Here is a 15,612-nt window from a genome sequence, read left to right on the forward strand (position 1 = left end):
CGCTCTTCGTAGGAGCGAGCTTGCTCGCGAACAGACTCCGCTGCGGGGCTTATTCGCGAGCAAGCTCGCTCCTACGAGAAGCCGGGCCTGCCCGTACCGTAGGAGCGGACCTTGTCCGCGATAGCCGGACGTCCCGGCGCGATTCGCGGATGAGATCCGCTCCTACACAACCCCACCCACGGCATTCCCCCTGGCCGCGAATCGCGCGCAGGGCGCGTGCGCAGGCCTAGGGCTTGCGCGCCACCAGGGTGGCGCGCAGCGGCGCCGGCAGGCCTTCGATGGTGCGGGTGGGGTCGTGCGGGTCGAGGAATTCCGGCAGCGACTGGTAGCGCATCCACTGGGTGGAGCGCTGTTCCTCCACCGTGGTGCGGCTCTGGTCGACGCAGCGCACGTCGGTGAAGCCGGCGCGGCGCAGCCACAGCTCCAGGGCTGCCACCGAGGGCAGGAACCAGACGTTGCGCATCTGCGCGTAGCGGTCCTCCGGCACCAGCACGGTGGTGACGTCGCCTTCCACCACCAGGGTTTCCAGCACCAGCTCGCCGCCGCGGCGCAGGCAGTCCTTGAGCGCGAAGAGGTGGTCGATGGGCGAGCGGCGGTGGTAGAGCACGCCCATGGAGAACACCGTGTCGAAGCCTTCCAGCTTCTCCGGCAGCTCCTCCAGGGTGAGCGGCAGGTGCCAGGCCGGCAGGTCCGCCAGGTAGCGGCGCATGGCCAGGAACTGGCAGAAGAACAGCCAGTTCGGGTCCACCCCCACCACGCTGCGGGCGCCGGCGCCGAGCATGCGCCACTGGTAGTAGCCGTTGCCGCAGCCGACGTCGAGGATGCGCTTGCCGGCCAGGTCCAGGTGCGGCGAGACGCGCTCCCATTTCCAGTCCGAACGCCACTCGGTATCGATGTGCACGCCGAACACGTCGAAGGGGCCCTTGCGCCAGGGGATCAGCCCTTGCAGGGCGGTCTTCAGCGCGGCGCGGGTGGCGTCGTCGCAGGGGCCTTCCAGGGCGAAACGGCTGGCCAGCTCGACGCTTTCGGCGCGCAGTCCGGGCAACTGGTCGACGGCGGCCAGCCAGCGCTCCAGGTCGCCGTGGCCGTCCTCCACCTTGGCCGCGAGCTGCGCGGCGAGGGATTCGCTCCAGGCTTGCAGGGGCGTGCCGGCCAGTTCCCGGCACAGGCCGTCGAGGGCGAAGCGTTCGATCATGGCAGGGCGACCAGCGAGGTGAAGTTCAGGCACTGGAACCACGGCACCACCTTGGAGAAGCCGGCCCGGGCCAGGCGTTCGCGGTGCTCTTCCAGGGTGTCCGGGCGCATCACGTTCTCGATGGCGGTGCGTTTCTGGGCGATTTCCAGTTCGCTGTAGCCGTTGGCGCGCTTGAAGTCCAGGTGCAGTTCGTTCAGCAGTTCCTGCTCGGCGGCATCGCTGAAGCGCAGCTTCTCCGAGAGGATCAGCGCGCCGCCGGGCAACAGGGCCTGGCGGATGCGCTGCAGCAGCTCCAGGCGCCTGCCGGGCTCGATGAACTGCAGGGTGAAGTTCATGGCCACCAGCGAGCAGGGCTGCAAGTCCTGGCGCAGGATGTCCGCTTCCAGCAGGTCCGCCGGCAGCAGTTCCTGGTACATGGCGTCCTGGGCGCTGAGGTATTCGCGGCAGCGCGCCAGCATGGCGGCGGAGTTGTCCACCCCCAGCACCCGGCAGCCGTCGGCCCTGACGTGGCGGCGCAACGCCTGGGTCACCGCGCCCAGCGAGCAGCCCAGGTCGTAGATCAGACTGTGCGGCTGGGCGAAGCGGGCGCCGAGCACGCCGATGTTCTCGACGATGGTCGGGTAGCCCGGCACCGAGCGCTTGATCATGTCCGGGAAGACGCGCGCCACGTCCTCGTTGAAGGTGAAATCGGCGACGTGTTCCAGGGGTTGGGCGAAGATGCGGTCAGACTCGCTCACGCGGTGGGGCCTCGGTACGGGTGGTGCGGACGGCCGGCGCCTGCCTGAGGCGCCGGGGTGCGCATTGTAGCCGAGCGGGGCGCGGCGCCCCAACCTCCGGGCGACGAGCCCGGCGCTTCACTTGAGCTTGTCGGAGAAGTATTCGCCGGCGCCCTGCAGCGGGCCCAGGGGGTTCTTCTTGTCTTCCACGCGGCGGATGTTCGGCTCGCCGTTGCTGACCTTGTGCACCACCACGTCGTCGATCAGCACGAACACCGGGCGGAACGACCAGCCCTGGACCTGGCGGCGCTTGCGGAAGTTGAACATGTCGGCCCAGAAGCTGCCGATGCGCTGGCTGTCGGTCTTGTTGAAGTCGAAGGAGTAGCCGATGCAGCGGTCCTTGGCCTGCAGGCAGGTCACCAGGCCGTCGGGCAGGTAGTCGATGGGGATGTTCGGCTGCACGAAGAGCAGGCGCACGTCGATGAACGAGAGCATCTTGGCGTTGCCCTGGGTCAGCGGGTCGAAGCCCAGGCTGAGCAGTTGCGAGCGCGTGGTCCTGCCCGGCACCACCTGTTCGTAGCGGTGCTCGGCGTCCTGGTAGTCGATGAAGGGAGACTGCACCTCGGCGCGTTCGCTGGGCAGCAGGCTGCCGCAGGCGGAAAGCATCGCACAGGTTCCAAGCATCCCCAGCAAACGGACTTCAGCACGCATGAAACCTCTCCATTCGATACTCCCTGGTACTTGATCTATAGACGATGGCGGCTGTGCCTGCCGGACTTTTCTACAGGGCGAATATGTCAGTCGACAGTGACCAGGTATTCGCGCATCAGCGGTGCCCAGGCGTCGTCTTCGCGAAGCTGGCGCAGGCCCTCGTCGAGCTGCGCCAGGCGTGCGTCGGCGTCCTTCAGGTGCGGGCTCAGGGCGACGTACATCGGCCGCGGGCTGGGCAGTTCCCCTGCGCTGCGGACCTGCCCGTCGAGGCCCTGGCGCCTGAGGTAGCGGTCGACGATGCGGCGGTCCTCGACCACCACGTCGACGCGGCCCAGCAGCAGCTTCTGCAGGTTGCGTTCGAGCACGCGCTCGCCGCTGAGGACCTGCACCCGCTCATGGTCGTGCAGGTTGCGGTCGCGCCAGGCGTCCAGTTGCTCGCCATAGGAATAGCCCTGTACCAGGCCGACGGCGAGCCCGTCCAGGGAGGCCGGGCCGCGGTAGTGCCAGTCGCTGTCGGCGCGGGTGTAGAGGTGCATGTCCGCCCAGGCGATGGGCTCGCGGCCGATCAGCAGCCCCTGGCTTTCCTCGGCGTAGGCGCCGATCACCCCGTCGATCAAGCCTTCGCGGGCCATCTGCAGGGCCCGCGACCAGGGCAGGTTCTCGAATTGCGGCGGCTCGGGCAGGGCCTGGCCCAGGCCTTCGAGCAGGTAGCCGGGTTGCTCCGGCGTCTGCGGGCACAGGTAGGGGCACCAGTCGTCGCCGCCCAGGCGCAGCGGCTCGGCGGTGGCGCCCAGGGCGGCCGCGCAGCACAGGGCGGTGAGGGTGGAGCGCAGCATGTCGTTCTCAGGCGGCGGGGTTCGCCTGGGAGTATGGCAGAGGCGTACGGCGCGCACTAACCGAGGCGGCGATGCCCCACTGGCCGAGCCAATAGCAGAGCATGATGGCGTAGCCGGCGCCGGCGAAGGGCGAGACGAAGCGGTTGATGCCGATCATGCCGTCGGAGACCACGAACAGCAGGGCGCCGACGGCGGCCAGGCGTGCACTGGGTGAGGCCTGCGGCAGGCGGGCCAGGGCACGCCAGAGCATGCTGGCGATCACCAGGCTGTACAGCGCGATGGGCAGGCGCAGCGGTCCCAGGCCCTGCCGGTCGAGCAGCAGGAACAGCCCGCCGCCGAGCACCGCGGCGCAGGCCAGGGCCAGCAGTGCCGGGCGCCGCGTCTCGCCCAGGTAGGCGGCGAGGTAGGCCAGGTGCCCGAGGAGGAAGGCGCACAGGCCGGGAACGAAGGCATCGAGCGGCCATTCCAGCAGCACGTCGCCGAGCAGCGACAGCGCCAGGCCAAGGGCGATCCAGCGGCGGTAGGGCGTTGCCGGCGAGGCGCCGACCCAGCCCAGCAGAGCGATGATCGGCAGCGGCTTGCACAGCATGCGCAGCCAGGGCAGGTCGAGGGCAATGCCCAGCAGGCAGGCGAGGCCGCCGAGGACGGCCAGGGGCAAGAGCCAGCGCATCTGTCGATTCTCCGCGGGAAGATGCGCCGACTGTGCCGCAGCCGTCGCCGCGGCCCCAGGCCACGGACGTCAGTTCGGGTGGTATTTGGCGCCGCGCTCAGAGGACCTTGAGCGCGCAGTCGAAGGTGCGCTCGGGGGCGACGTCGGCCTCCCAGGGGCGGCGGTAGGCCAGTTGCAGGTGGTCCTCGCCGCTGGCGGTGACGCGGAAGCGCCAGGTGGACTCGCCGGCGCTGCCGACCAGGCCGCTGTCCTCGGGGTTGTTGTAGACCTCCGGGCCCAGGCTGGCCAGCACCCGGCCGGCGGGGTTGCGCACTTCCCAGCGGAAGCCGGTGGTGGGGTTGCTCGGCAGCATCAGCACCAGTTCCTGGCCCTGGTGCAGTTCCAGGGGCTTGCAGGCCTTGTCGTTTTCCAGGCTGACCACGGGGTCGGGCCGGCTGGCGCAGGCGGCGAGCAACAGCAGGGGCAGGGCGAGCAGGGGGCGGGGCGACGGCATGACGACTCCTCGGACGGTCCGGACAGCCGGGAGGATATCGCAAAGGTCCGCTGCGGTGGGGCCATGCATCCCCAAGGAACGGCGTGGGTGGGGGCTCTTCGTAGGAGCGGATCTCATCCGCGAATCACGCCGGATCGTCCGGCTATCGCGGACAAGGTCCGCTCCTACGGGTAGGAATGCCGTGCCTCGGGGCAACCTGTAGGAGCGGGCCCTGCCCGCGAAATCGCGCGCAGGGCGCGCTCCTACAGTGGGAATGGCGTGGGTGGTAGAGGGGAATCGCCGAGATGCTCTTTGTAGGAGCGAGCTTGCTCGCGAACCTGATGCCCCGCAGCGGAGTCTGTTCGCGAGCAAGCTCGCTCCTACGAGAAGCCGTGCCGGCCTGCGGCGTAGGAGCGGATCTCATCCGCGAATCGCGCCGGATCGTCCAGCCATCGCGGACAAGGTCCGCTCCTACAGTTCCAGGGAAGCACGGTCGTAGGAGCGGACTCCGTCCGCGATTGGATTCACCGGCCACGCCGGACACCCCGGTGGCACGGCCAACGGCGGATAACGCCGTAGGCGTTATGCGCCCTACGGGGGCAGCGGCCTCAGGCCGGGAACAGCACCTTGGCCACGTCGCTGTAGCGCCTGGCGAAGTGCACCGTCAGGCCTTCCTTGAGGTAGTCCGGCAGTTCCTCGAAGTCGCCGCGGTTGGCTTCCGGCAGGATCAGCTCGTGGATCTTCTGCCGGCGCGCCGCGATCACCTTCTCGCGCACGCCGCCGATGGGCAGCACCTGGCCGGTGAGGGTCAGCTCGCCGGTCATGGCCACGCCCTTCTTCGGCGCCTGGTTGCGCGCCAGGGACAGCAGGGCGCTGGCCATGGTGACGCCGGCGCTGGGGCCGTCCTTGGGCGTGGCGCCCTCGGGCACGTGCAGGTGGACGAAGGCCTGGTCGAAGAAATTGGCGTCGCCGCCGTACTTCTTCAGGTTGGCGGTGATGTAGCTGTAGGCGATTTCCGCCGATTCCTTCATCACGTCACCCAGTTGCCCGGTGAGTTTGAAGCCGCGGTTCAGCGTGTGGATGCGCGTCGCCTCGATGGGCAGGGTGGCGCCGCCCATGCTGGTCCAGGCCAGGCCGGTGATGACGCCGACGCCGGAAAGCAGCAGCTCGGTGCGGAACACCGGCATGCCGAGGTATTCCTCCAGGTCCTTGGCGCCGATCCTCAGCCTGGCCTCGGGGTCTTCCAGCAGCTTGACCACGGCCTTGCGCACCAGCTTGCCGAGCTGTTTCTCCAGCTGCCGCACCCCGGCCTCGCGGGCGTAGCCCTCGATCACCGCGCGCAGGGCAGCGTCGTTGATCGACAGGCGCTCCTTCGGCACCCCGGCCTTTTCCAGTTGCTTGGGCCACAGGTGGCGCTTGGCGATGGCCAGCTTCTCCTCGGCGATGTAGCCGGACAGGCGGATGACCTCCATGCGGTCGAGCAGCGGCCCGGGGATGGAGTCCAGGGTGTTGGCCGTGCAGACGAACAGCACCTTGGACAGGTCCAGGCGCAGGTCCAGGTAGTGGTCGAGGAACTCGACGTTTTGCTCCGGGTCGAGGGTTTCCAGCAGCGCCGAGGCCGGGTCGCCCTGGTAGCTGGCGCCGAGCTTGTCGATCTCGTCGAGCATGATCACCGGGTTCATCACCTCGACGTCCTTCAGCGCCTGCACCAGCTTGCCCGGCAGGGCGCCGATGTAGGTGCGGCGGTGGCCCTTGATCTCCGCCTCGTCGCGCATGCCGCCGACGCTGAAGCGGTAGAACGGCCGGCCGAGGCTCTCGGCGATGGACTTGCCGATGCTGGTCTTGCCCACCCCGGGCGGGCCCACCAGCAGTACGATGGAGCCGGCGATCTCGCCCTTGAAGGCGCCCACGGCGAGGAACTCGAGGATGCGGTCCTTGACGTCCTCGAGGCCCGCGTGGTGCTTGTCCAGCACCTTGCGCGCATGGGGCAGGCTGAGCTTGTCCTTGCCCAGCACGCCCCAGGGCACCGAGGTGGCCCAGTCCAGGTAGTTGCGGGTGACCGCGTATTCCGGCGAGCCGGTCTCCAGGATCGACAGCTTGTTCAGCTCCTCGTCGATGCGCTTGCGCGCCTGCTCGGGAAGGATCTTGCCCTCCAGGCGGGCGCGGAACTCGTCAGCGTCGGCGCTCTTGTCGTCCTTGGTGATGCCCAGCTCCTGCTGGATGGTCTTGAGCTGCTCCTTGAGGAAGAACTCGCGCTGGCGCTCGCCGATCTTGCGGTTGACCTCGGCCGACAGCTCCTTCTGCAGGCGCGCGACCTCGACCTCCTTGCGCAGCAGCGGCAGGACTTTCTCCATGCGCTTGAGCATCGGCACCGTGTCCAGCACCTCCTGCAGCTCGTTGCCGGGCGCGGTGGTCAGGGCCGCGGCGAAGTCGGTGAGCGGCGACGGATCGTTGGGGTTGAAGCGGTTCAGGTAGTTCTTCAGCTCCTCGCTGTACAGCGGGTTGAGCGGCAGCAGCTCCTTGATCGCGTTGATCAGCGCCATGCCGTAGGCCTTCACCTCGTCGCTGGCGTCGCTGGGCGTGTGCGGGTAGTCCACCTCGACCAGGAAGGGCGGGCGGTGGCGCTTGATCCAGCCGCGGATGCGCACCCGCGACAGGCCCTGGGCGACGAACTGCAGCTTGCCGCCCTCGCGGCTGGCGTGGTGCACGCGCACCAGGGTGCCATGCTCGGGCAGGCTGTCCGGGTCGAAGTGGCGCGGGTCGTCCGGCGGGTTGTCCATGAAGAACAACGCCAGGCAGTGGTGGTCGGTCTTGGCCACCAGCTCCAGGGTTTCCGCCCAGGGTTCCTCGTTGACGATCACCGGCAGCACCTGCGCGGGGAAGAACGGGCGGTTGTGGATCGGGATGACGTAGACGGTGGTCGGCAGCTTCTGGCCGGGCAGCACGAGGCTGGTCGTGCTGACCTCCTCGGCGCTGTGGATGTCGTGGATCTCGTCGTGGTCGCTCATGAGGCACCTGACTGATTGAACATGACAGTCTAGATGGGGAATCGGCCGGCGACTTTCAATTCCCCGACGAGCGTGGCCTGTTGCCGGAGGTTTCCCGCGGCGGGCGCAGGAAGTCGATCGGCGGGCGGCCGAACTGGCGGCTGAACATGGCGCTGAAGGCGCTGGGCGTGGAATAGCCGACCTCCAGGGCCGCCTCCAGCACGCTGGCGCCGCTGCCCAGCAGCTCCAGGGCGCGCAGCAGGCGGGCCTGCTGGCGCCACTGGCCGAAGGTCAGCCCGGTGTCGCGCAGGAACCAGCGGCGCACCGTCTTGGTATCGACCCCGGCCCGCGCGGCCCAGGCTTCCAGCCCGGCATCCAGGCCCATGTCCCGGCACAGCCGGCGCAGGCGTGGCTCGTTGGGCAGCGGCAGGTGCAGCGGCAGCGCCGGTTCGCTGGTCAGCTCGTCGAGCAGCAGGCGCAGCACGCGGCCGTCGCGGCTGTCCGCCGGGGCCTCGCCGGCGATGCCCACGGCGGCCAGGATCAGCTCGCGCAGCAGCGGCGAGACGGCCAGCACCGTGCACTCGGCGGGCAGGTGCGGCGCGCTGCCCGGCTCGATGTAGAGGGTGCGCACGTGCACCTCGCCGACCATCCGCGTCCAGTGCTCGATGCCGGCGGGTATCCACAGGCCGCGGTTGTCCGGCACCACCCAGAGGCCGCTGGCGCTGCCCACCACCAGTACCCCGCGCACGGCGTAGAGCAGCTGCGCGCGCTGGTGGCTGTGGCTGGCCACCTGGTGGCCGTCGGCGTAGTCCAGGGCGACGGCGGTCACCGGATTGGCGGCGTGCTCGTCGCCGTGGATGGAAGGAATGTCCGCTTCTCGCATATCACCGCCCATTTTGCGTTAGACGGCCAGTCTCGCCGCTCACTAGCATCTTCGCCAATCCCCCTGCGTCCGGTTTTTCCCATGTCCGACTTCGCCAGTGCCCTGCAACCGCTCACCGAACAGCTCACCCGCATCGCCGACCTGCTGCAGCGCAGCCTGCCGCCGGAGCCGGCCCAGGCGCTGCGGCCGGAGGTGATCGCCTACCTCTGGGAATACCGCCCCCACGCCGGGGTGGCCCAGGCGCAGCTGACGCCAGTACACGAGCCGGCGCTGATCGCCTTCGACGACCTGCGCAACGTCGACCGGCAGAAGGCCCTGGTCGAGCGCAACACCTGCCAGTTCGTCCAGGGCCGCCCGGCCAACAACGTGCTGCTCACCGGCGCCCGCGGCACTGGCAAGAGTTCGCTGGTGAAGGCCTGCCTGCACGCCTTCCACGCCGAGGGCCTGCGCCTGATCGAGGTGGACAAGGAGCACCTGGGCGACCTGCCGCGGATCATCGAGCTGGTGCGCCTGCGCCCGGAGCGCTTCGTCCTGTTCTGCGACGACCTCTCCTTCGAGGACGGCGAGACCGGCTACAAGGGCCTGAAGACGGTGCTCGACGGCTCGGTGGCGGGGCAGGCCGGCAACGTGCTGATCTACGCCACCTCCAACCGCCGCCACCTGCTGGCCGAGCGCGCCGCGGACAACCTGGCCTTTTCCCGCGGCGACAACGGCGAACTGCACCCGGGCGAGGCGGTGGAGGAGAAAATCTCGCTGTCCGAGCGTTTCGGCCTGTGGATTTCCTTCTACGCCTTCAGCCAGGATGAGTACCTGGAGGCGGTGGCGCGCTGGCTGCAGTCCCACGGCCTGGGCCAGGAGGCCATCGAGGCCAGCCGCGCCGAGGCGATCCGCTGGGCCACCCACCGCGGCTCGCGCTCCGGGCGCATCGCCGCGCAGTTCGCCCGCGACTATGCCGGGCGCCAGGCGCCCTGACCGGCGCGGCTGGGCAGGGGCGCGCAACTTCGCTAGAGTGCGGGAAACCCTCGTACGCCCCTGCCGATGTTGCACGCCCGTCTCGCCCACCTGCCCGAGCAGTCCCACGCCCATGACCACGAGCATCACCAACTGGTGCTGGCCCTGGCCGGCCGCGCCGAGTTCGAGGTCGACGGGTGCGGCGGCGAGGTCTGCCGCATGCGCGCCTGCCTGGTGCCGGGCGACGCCCGGCATGCCTTCGCCGGCACCGGCGACAACCGCATGCTGATCCTCGACCTGCCGCCGCAGGGCGTGTCGGACGAGGACCGCGAGTTGCTGGCCCGGCTGTTCGAGGCGCCGCGCTACCCGACGCTGGATGCCGACTTCCAGAACCTGCTCGGCTACGCCGGCGCGGAACTGGCGCGCTACGGCAGCGACCCGCTGCTGGCCAGGGCGCTGGGCAACGTGCTGCTGCGCGCCCTGCACCTGCGCCTGTTCGGCGAGACGCCGCGGCCCGCCACCGGCCCGCTGGACATGCAGCGCCTGGACGGGCACATCCGCAGCCACCTGGCGCGGCGCATCACGGTGGCCGAACTGGCCCAGGTGGCCTGCCTGAGCCCCAGCCATTTCCACGCCCAGTTCAAGGACAGCGTCGGCCTGACGCCGCACCAGTACCTGCTCAAGCAGCGCCTGGACGCCGCCGCGCGCCTGCTGCGCGAGACCGACCTGGCGCTGGTGCGGGTGGCGGAGGAGTGCGGCTTCTCCAGCCAGAGCGCCCTGACCACGGCGATGCGCCGCTACCTGGGGCTCACCCCCGGGGCGCTGCGCCGCGGCTGAACGCCCGCCTCAGGGGCCGGCGATGTCGCGGGAGTCGACCTCGGCGCGGTAGCCGGGGCCGACGTCGAAGAGCACGAAGTAGGGCACCGCCGGGCGCTGGAAGGTCAGGCTGGAGTCGGCTCCCAGGCGTTCTTCCAGCAGCGTCTGGCCGTCGTGGCCGAGGACGCGCAGCTTCACCCCCGCCGCCTGGCTGCCGTCGCTGAAGCCGCCCAGGCAGCGGATGCGCTCGGCGTCCAGGGCCTTGCATTCGAGGAAGGGCGCGTGGGCCAGGGCCAGGGGGCTCAGGCCCAGCAGCAGGAGGGGGAACAGGGCTTTCATCGGGACGCTCCTTGGCGGTCGAGCCAGGCCACCAGCGACGGGGAGGCCTCGGCGAGGGGCAGGCTGGCCTGGTGCACGCTGCCGTCCCAGGCTTCGACGGTCAGCCACAGCTGGTCGTCGGCGCGGGCGCGCGGCGGTACCGCCACTTCGGTGAACTGCTGGTACGGGCTGCCGCTGAGCAGCGCGCCGGGGGCGCTCAGGCTGTAGGGCCGGCCGATGCGCAGGTAGGCCGCGCGGATGCGCTGCTCGCATCCCTGGCACCAGGCCAGGGTGAAGGCCTTGAGGTGGCCGGCGCGGCCTTCGTCCTCGGGGTCGCCGACTTCCCACTCGGCCAGGCGCGCACGCCAGGGGCCGACCTGCAGCTCGCCGACCTCGCGCTCGCCCAGGCCGGTGAGGCCGCGGTCGACGCGGGCCTCGTGGAGGAACGCCGGCAGGTAGCCGAGGGGGATCAGCACCAGCAGGGCGCTGAGGTGGAAGCGCCAGCGCAGCCAGTGGCGGCGCAGGCGCGAAGGTTTACGTCCGGGCATGGCGTTCACTCCGTGAGGGCCGCGGTGCGCTGCGGGGCGCGTTTCTTCTTCAGTTGCTTGGCGGTGGCCAGCAGGGTGCGCTTGCTCCAGATCTGCAGGCCGCTGAGCACCATCAGGCTGAGCAGCAGGCCGAAGGCGAACCAGATCAGCTTCACCCACAGCCCGCCGAAGTCGCCCACGTGCAGCGGGCGCATGGATTCGCTGAAGAACTCCAGGCCGCTGCGGTCGCCCAGGCGCCGGACCGCGGTCAGGCTGCCGTCGTAGGGGTTGACCTGGGCGCGCTCGAACAGCAGCGGGAACCAGCCGTGGCCGAGCAGGCCGATGGGCGCGAAGGCGTCGCCCGGCAGCGCCAGGTAGCGCGGCTCGAAGCCGGGGATTTCGCCCTGCGCGGTGGCCACCGCCTGGTCCAGGCCGATGCGCGGCGGCGGCCCGCCGTCGACGCCGGGCGGCACCTGCTCGGGCTGGATGATGGCCGGCACGCCCTCGCTGGAGATGGAAATGGCGTTGTCGTAGAGCACCGCCTGGACCAGGAACCAGGTGCCGCTGACGGCGATCACCGTGATGAACCAGATCGACCAGATGCCGGCCAGGCGGTGGAAGTCGCCCCAGAAGATGCGCGCGCCCTGGTTCAGGCGCAGGCGCGGCTTGAGGAAGCCGCGCCAGAAGCGCTTGTACACCACCAGCCCGGTGACCAGCGAGGCCAGCATCGGCAGGCCCAGCAGCGTCACCAGGTACCAGCCCCAGCTGTAGCCGTGGCTGAAGGGCACCAGCCACCAGCCGTGCAGGGCGCGGGTGAAGTTGCGGAAGTCGAACAGCGGCGCCTCGCCCTGGATGGCGCCGCTGTACGGGTTGACGTAGAGGGTGGCGTTGCGCGCGTCCGGGTAGCTGACCTGGGCTTCCACGGCGAAATGCTGTTCGCCCGGCAGCCGCAGACCCTGCACGTGGGCCTGCGGCTGCTGGCGCTGGACGGCGGCCAGCAGGGCGTCGTAGCCCAGGCGCGGGGCGTCGCCCGGCGGCGCGTTGGCGCGGATGGCCGGGTTGGCCAGCCAGACGATCTCCTGGCTGACGGTGGCCAGGGTGCCGGTGATGCACACCAGGAAGACGAAGAACCAGATGGGCAAGGCCAGCCAGCTGTGGACCAGGAACCAGCTCCTGGCGCGGGATTTCTTGGACATGGGGGGCTTCAGGCTTTACACGCGGGGAAGGGCCTCGTGCTCGACGAGGGATTCTATGGAGTAGGACGGGCGAGAAGGAAAAACCGGCAATGGGGCTTTGCAAGAAATTGTTTCGTCGCCTCGGTTGCCGGTTTTGCCCCGCTCGTTCGTCTTCTATAGGAGAAAGCCGCAATGGCGGCCCGGAAAAGGACCCTTTCGTGACCCTCCATCATCGCTTCCCCGACGCGGCCGCCGGCGGCCGGCCCGAAGTCCCGCCGCTGGCGCTGCGCCGCGAGCTGCGCCCGGCGCGCAAGCTGCTCGAACTGGCCGGCCTGCGTTGCAGCCTGCCGCGCCTGAAGGTATTGGACGTGCTCTGCACCGGCGGTTTCTACAGCGTTTCGGCGCTGCACCAGCGCCTGCTGGACGAAGCCGCGCCCATCTCGCCCAACTGCGTGCGCCAGACCCTGCGGCGCCTGCATGCCAGCGGCGTGCTGCGCCGCGACGCGCAACGCCGCTACGGCCTGGAGCTAGAGCTGCCGGCGCCGGGCTGAAGGGTTCGCGGACGAACGATTGGCGTGTTGGCCGGCCAACCCGGTCTACAGTTGAAGTGTCGATCATTCGTTGAAAGAACCTGAGGGAGTGTAGCCATGAGCCAGCTGTTCGAGCCCCTGACCCTGCGCCAACTGACCTTGCCCAACCGCATCGGCGTTTCCCCCATGTGCCAGTACTCGGCCGAGGACGGCCTGGCCAACGACTGGCACCTGGTGCACCTGGGCAGCCGCGCCGTGGGCGGCGCCGGCCTGGTCATAGTGGAGGCCACCGCGGTGGTCCCGGAAGGGCGCATCACCGACCGCGACCTGGGCCTGTGGAAGGACGAGCAGGTCGAGCCCCTGCGGCGCATCACCCGCTTCATCGAATCCCAAGGGGCGGTGGCCGGCATCCAGCTGGCCCATGCCGGCCGCAAGGCCAGCACCTATGCGCCCTGGCTGGGCAAGCCGGGCAGCATGCCGGTGGCCGAGGGCGGCTGGGTGCCGGTGGCGCCGTCGGCCATCCCCTTCGATCCCAAGCACACCACCCCCGCGGCGCTGAGCGAAGAGCAGATGGCCGAAGTCACCCAGGCCTTCGTCCGCGCCGCCGAGCGCGCCCTGGTGGCCGGCTTCAAGGTGGTGGAGGTGCACGCGGCCCACGGCTACCTGCTGCACCAGTTCCTCTCGCCGCTGTCCAACCAGCGCCGCGACCAGTACGGCGGCTGCTTCGAGAACCGCATCCGCTACCTGCTGGAAGTGACCCAGGCGGTGCGCGAGGTATGGCCCGAGGAACTGCCGCTGCTGGTGCGCCTGTCGGCCACCGACTGGGTGGAGGACGGCTGGAACCCCGACGAGACGGTGGAACTGGCCCGGCGCCTGAAGGGCCTGGGCGTGGACCTGATCGACGTGTCCTCCGGCGGCACCGCGGTGAACGCCGAGATCCCGGTGGGGCCGGGCTACCAGACGCAGTTCGCCGAACGCGTGCGCAAGGAGGCCGAGATCGCCAGCAGCACCGTGGGCATGATCACCGAGCCGGTGCAGGCCGAGCACATCCTGCGCACCGGCCAGGCCGACCTGATCCTGCTGGCCCGCGAGCTGTTGCGCGAGCCCTACTGGCCGCTCAACGCCGCCGACGAACTGGGCGGCCAGCAGGTGCCCTGGCCGCCGCAGTACCTGCGCGCGGCCCAGCGCGGCACGCCGGCGCGCAAGCCCCTGGGCGAAGCCTGAGGCCGTGGCGCGCCGCCCATCGGGCGGCGCGCCGGGGCTTGCCGCAACGAAATGTGAAATGGGTCGCATGCAGGCCTTTTGCTGCTATGCTCCGCTGCGACGCGTCAGGACGACGCATTCCCCACGGGTAGACGCATGGACGCACACACCTCACCCTCTGCCGTGCCGGAGTCGGAGATCGCCCTGCTGGCGAACATCCTGGCCCTGGCGACGCGCAACATGTCCGCCCTCAGCACCCTGATCGGCCAGCTGTCCCTGGAGCTGGGCCGCAGCACCGACCCGCACCTGCAGCAGGTCGGCCAGCGCGCCCTGAACGACATCACCCGGCTGGCCGGCGACCTGGAGACCCAGTGGGAGCTGATCGGCAGCCTGGCGCGCTTCTGCCCGCTGCTCAAGCGCAGCCAGCTCAAGCCCGAACCGCTGCTGACGGAAATCCACATCACCGAGCTGCCCACCGCCGAATGAGCCTTTGACCGGGATCAGGCCCCGGCCGCCGGGGCGGGACTAGCCTGTCCGGACCATTCCCCGAAAGGAGCCCGGCCATGAAAGCCCTGGTCTACCGCGGTGTCGGCGACATCGCCCTGGAAGAGCGTCCCGACCCCACCCTGCAGGCCCCCGGCGATGCGGTGGTGCGCCTGGTCCGCACCACCCTGTGCGGCACCGACCTGCACATCATCAAGGGCGACGTGCCGGCCTGCAAACCCGGGCGCATCCTCGGCCACGAGGGCGTGGGGGTGGTCGAGCAGGTCGGCTCGGCGGTCAGCCAGTTCAAGCCCGGCGACCGCGTGCTCATCTCCTGCATCAGCGCCTGCGGCAAGTGCGACTTCTGCCGCAGGGGCATGACCTCGCACTGCCGCACCGGCGGCTGGATCCTCGGCCACCTGATCGACGGCACCCAGGCCGAGAAGGTGCGCATCCCCCATGCCGACACCAGCCTCTACCACCTGCCCGCCGGGGTTGACGAGGAGGCCATGGTGATGCTCAGCGACATCCTCCCCACCGGCTTCGAGTGCGGCGTGCTCAACGGCCGCGTGCAGCCCGGCGGCAACGTCGCCATCGTCGGCGCCGGCCCGGTGGGCCTGGCCGCGCTGCTCACCGCGCAGTTCTACTCGCCGGCGCGGATCATCATGATCGACCTGGACGACAACCGCCTGGAAGTGGCCAGGGGCTTCGGCGCCACCGACTGCTTCAATGCCGGCGACCCGCAGTTGCTGGAGAAAGTCCGCGCGCTGACCGACGGCCTGGGCGTGGACAGCGCGGTGGAGGCGGTGGGCGTGCCCAGCACCTTCAGCCTGTGCGAGGAACTGATCGCCCCCGGCGGCGACATCGCCGTGCTCGGCGTGCACGGGGTGCCGGTGCAACTGCACCTGGAGCGCCTGTGGTCGCACAACATCACCCTGCGCACCCGCCTGGTGGACGCGGTGACCACGCCGATGCTGCTCAAGAGCGTGCAGGCCGGCAAGCTGCAGCCCGAGCAGCTGATCACCCACCGCTTCGCCCTGGGCGATATCCTCGGGGCCTACGAGACCTTCGGCAAGGCGGCGCAGAACAAGGCGTTGAAGGTGATCATCGAGGTTTGATGGCGGGGGGGCTTTTCGTAT

General features: G+C 69.9%; 17 protein-coding genes. 6 read left to right on the plus strand and 11 right to left on the minus strand.

The window, feature by feature from the left end:
* Nucleotides 1–226: 226 nt before the first annotated feature.
* The 8 genes from cmoB to VV867_RS04495 form a co-directional block, all read right to left on the minus strand.
* The gene (gene cmoB, locus VV867_RS04460) at nucleotides 227–1,195 is read right to left on the minus strand and encodes a tRNA 5-methoxyuridine(34)/uridine 5-oxyacetic acid(34) synthase CmoB (RefSeq protein ID WP_328565708.1); all 969 of its coding nucleotides are present in this window, start codon (nucleotides 1,193–1,195) and stop codon (nucleotides 227–229) included.
* Complete coding sequence (gene cmoA / locus VV867_RS04465; protein ID WP_328565709.1) at nucleotides 1,192–1,932, minus strand: carboxy-S-adenosyl-L-methionine synthase CmoA; 741 nt, start codon at nucleotides 1,930–1,932, stop codon at nucleotides 1,192–1,194. The genes cmoB and cmoA overlap by 4 nt, the downstream gene beginning before the upstream one ends.
* Before the next feature lie 117 nt (nucleotides 1,933–2,049).
* Nucleotides 2,050–2,622, minus strand: a complete 573-nt coding sequence (locus tag VV867_RS04470) for a hypothetical protein (protein WP_089391478.1) — start codon at nucleotides 2,620–2,622, stop codon at nucleotides 2,050–2,052.
* Between the two features lie 86 nt (nucleotides 2,623–2,708).
* Nucleotides 2,709–3,458, minus strand: a complete 750-nt coding sequence (locus VV867_RS04475; protein WP_328565710.1) for a substrate-binding periplasmic protein — start codon at nucleotides 3,456–3,458, stop codon at nucleotides 2,709–2,711.
* Nucleotides 3,459–3,465: 7 nt separating this feature from the next.
* Nucleotides 3,466–4,128 carry a lysoplasmalogenase gene (locus VV867_RS04480; protein ID WP_328565711.1) on the minus strand — a complete coding sequence of 221 codons (663 nt, stop codon included), beginning with the start codon at nucleotides 4,126–4,128 and terminating at the stop codon, nucleotides 3,466–3,468.
* 97 nt (nucleotides 4,129–4,225) lie between these two features.
* Complete coding sequence (locus VV867_RS04485; RefSeq protein ID WP_328565712.1) at nucleotides 4,226–4,621, minus strand: protease inhibitor I42 family protein; 396 nt, start codon at nucleotides 4,619–4,621, stop codon at nucleotides 4,226–4,228.
* Between the two features lie 587 nt (nucleotides 4,622–5,208).
* A complete protein-coding gene (gene lon, locus VV867_RS04490; RefSeq protein WP_328565713.1) occupies nucleotides 5,209–7,608 on the minus strand; it encodes an endopeptidase La in 2,400 nt (799 codons plus the stop codon).
* Nucleotides 7,609–7,663: 55 nt separating this feature from the next.
* The gene (locus VV867_RS04495; protein WP_275628887.1) at nucleotides 7,664–8,470 is read right to left on the minus strand and encodes an AraC family transcriptional regulator; all 807 of its coding nucleotides are present in this window, start codon (nucleotides 8,468–8,470) and stop codon (nucleotides 7,664–7,666) included.
* 81 nt (nucleotides 8,471–8,551) lie between these two features.
* Between VV867_RS04495 and VV867_RS04500 the strand changes: the two genes are divergently transcribed.
* Nucleotides 8,552–9,442: an ATP-binding protein gene (locus VV867_RS04500; RefSeq protein WP_328565714.1), complete on the plus strand. Its 891-nt coding sequence runs from the start codon at nucleotides 8,552–8,554 to the stop codon at nucleotides 9,440–9,442.
* Nucleotides 9,443–9,508: 66 nt separating this feature from the next.
* Complete coding sequence (locus VV867_RS04505; RefSeq protein ID WP_328565715.1) at nucleotides 9,509–10,258, plus strand: helix-turn-helix transcriptional regulator; 750 nt, start codon at nucleotides 9,509–9,511, stop codon at nucleotides 10,256–10,258.
* Nucleotides 10,259–10,267: 9 nt separating this feature from the next.
* On the opposite strand, the gene VV867_RS04510 is transcribed toward VV867_RS04505, so the two are convergent.
* The 3 genes from VV867_RS04510 to VV867_RS04520 are packed head-to-tail and all read right to left on the minus strand — an operon-like array spanning nucleotide 10,268 to nucleotide 12,278.
* Nucleotides 10,268–10,576 (minus strand): hypothetical protein, encoded by a 309-nt coding sequence (locus VV867_RS04510; RefSeq protein ID WP_328565716.1) that lies wholly within the window; start codon nucleotides 10,574–10,576, stop codon nucleotides 10,268–10,270.
* Nucleotides 10,573–11,103, minus strand: a complete 531-nt coding sequence (locus tag VV867_RS04515; protein ID WP_109932214.1) for a thiamine pyrophosphate-binding protein — start codon at nucleotides 11,101–11,103, stop codon at nucleotides 10,573–10,575. Before VV867_RS04515 ends, VV867_RS04510 begins: the two co-directional genes overlap by 4 nt.
* A 5-nt stretch (nucleotides 11,104–11,108) precedes the next feature.
* A complete protein-coding gene (locus VV867_RS04520; RefSeq protein ID WP_328565717.1) occupies nucleotides 11,109–12,278 on the minus strand; it encodes a PepSY-associated TM helix domain-containing protein in 1,170 nt (389 codons plus the stop codon).
* A 197-nt stretch (nucleotides 12,279–12,475) separates the two neighbouring features.
* Between VV867_RS04520 and VV867_RS04525 the strand changes: the two genes are divergently transcribed.
* The 4 genes from VV867_RS04525 (at nucleotide 12,476) to VV867_RS04540 (ending at nucleotide 15,591) form a co-directional block, all read left to right on the plus strand.
* Complete coding sequence (locus VV867_RS04525) at nucleotides 12,476–12,808, plus strand: ferric uptake regulator family protein (RefSeq protein WP_275628891.1); 333 nt, start codon at nucleotides 12,476–12,478, stop codon at nucleotides 12,806–12,808.
* Between the two features lie 96 nt (nucleotides 12,809–12,904).
* Nucleotides 12,905–14,011, plus strand: a complete 1,107-nt coding sequence (locus VV867_RS04530) for an NADH:flavin oxidoreductase/NADH oxidase (protein WP_089391489.1) — start codon at nucleotides 12,905–12,907, stop codon at nucleotides 14,009–14,011.
* 135 nt (nucleotides 14,012–14,146) lie between these two features.
* A complete protein-coding gene (locus tag VV867_RS04535; RefSeq protein ID WP_109932211.1) occupies nucleotides 14,147–14,476 on the plus strand; it encodes a hypothetical protein in 330 nt (109 codons plus the stop codon).
* A 77-nt stretch (nucleotides 14,477–14,553) separates the two neighbouring features.
* Nucleotides 14,554–15,591, plus strand: a complete 1,038-nt coding sequence (locus VV867_RS04540; RefSeq protein WP_328565718.1) for a zinc-dependent alcohol dehydrogenase family protein — start codon at nucleotides 14,554–14,556, stop codon at nucleotides 15,589–15,591.
* Nucleotides 15,592–15,612: the final 21 nt, after the last annotated feature.

The organism is Pseudomonas sp. JH-2 (assembly GCF_036231725.1).
GTDB lineage: Bacteria > Pseudomonadota > Gammaproteobacteria > Pseudomonadales > Pseudomonadaceae > Pseudomonas > Pseudomonas delhiensis.